Annotated in this window: 1 protein-coding gene and 1 pseudogene; both read left to right on the forward strand. The window is 44.5% G+C overall.

Annotation, left to right across the window (positions count from 1 at the left end):
* Positions 1-232: pseudogene (locus R7040_RS24895) on the forward strand (ATP-dependent metalloprotease); the annotation flags it as partial.
* A 52-nt stretch (positions 233-284) separates the two neighbouring features.
* A partial coding sequence (gene folP / locus R7040_RS24900; protein ID WP_318097340.1) for a dihydropteroate synthase occupies positions 285-1026 on the forward strand: 742 nt, incomplete at its 3' end.

A 1026-nucleotide genomic window follows, 5' to 3' on the forward strand; every position in this document is an offset into this window, starting at 1 on the left:
AACCATTGATGCTCGCCAAATTGATGATCTCATGGAACGTAAAGCGGAAATTCGTGAGCCAGCAGGCTGGGGTGATAACCCAATGAATAAGCCAAAGGATGACGATAAGCCTCAAGCAACGCCTGAAGTGAAAGAGGAAGAGAAAGCAACGGATTCTGCTAATCCCGCAGAGCAAGTTACTTCTCAAGATTCTGCTTCAAGTGAAGTTCCAGAAAAAAAAGACTCTGAATAAAGAGTGTTGATAATAATAAACCCCGAGTTAGCTCGGGGTTTTTGTATTTATTATGATTATTACAGCAAATAACAAATCTCTCGACCTTTCTCGTCCACATGTAATGGCGATTCTTAATGTTACCCCTGATTCATTTTCTGATGGTGGTAAATTCAATTCTCTCGAACTTGCTCTTGCTCAGGTCGAAAAAATGATTACCGCAGGGGTTAGCATCATTGATGTTGGTGGTGAGTCTACACGCCCTGGTGCGCCAGATGTCTCTCTAGAAGAAGAGCTGCAACGCGTTGTTCCTGTTGTAAAGGCCATCCGCGAAAAATACGATGTATGGATCTCTGTCGATACCAGTAAAGCAGAAGTAATGCGTCAGGCTATCGCTGTTGGTGCGGATCTAATTAACGATATCCGTGCGTTACAAGAACCTGGTGCACTTCAAGTTGCGGCTGCATCAAAACTACCTGTTTGCTTAATGCATATGAAGGGGCAACCTAGAACTATGCAGGAAAGCCCTCAGTACGAGAACTTGATGGATGACGTCGCTCAGTTTCTGGAAGAGCGCATAGCTGCTTGTGAAGCCGTAGGTATCAATAAGTCTCAACTTATCCTCGATCCTGGTTTTGGCTTTGGCAAAACCATTGAACACAATTATCATATGCTCGCTCATCTCGAGAAGTTTCATGAGTTCGGTCTGCCTATCTTGGCGGGCATGTCTCGTAAATCAATGATTTTCAAGCTGCTTGATAAGCCAGCAGCAGATTGCACTAACGCCAGTGTGGTTTGTGCCACGATTGCTGCCA

The organism is Vibrio sp. 1069, assembly GCF_033340555.1.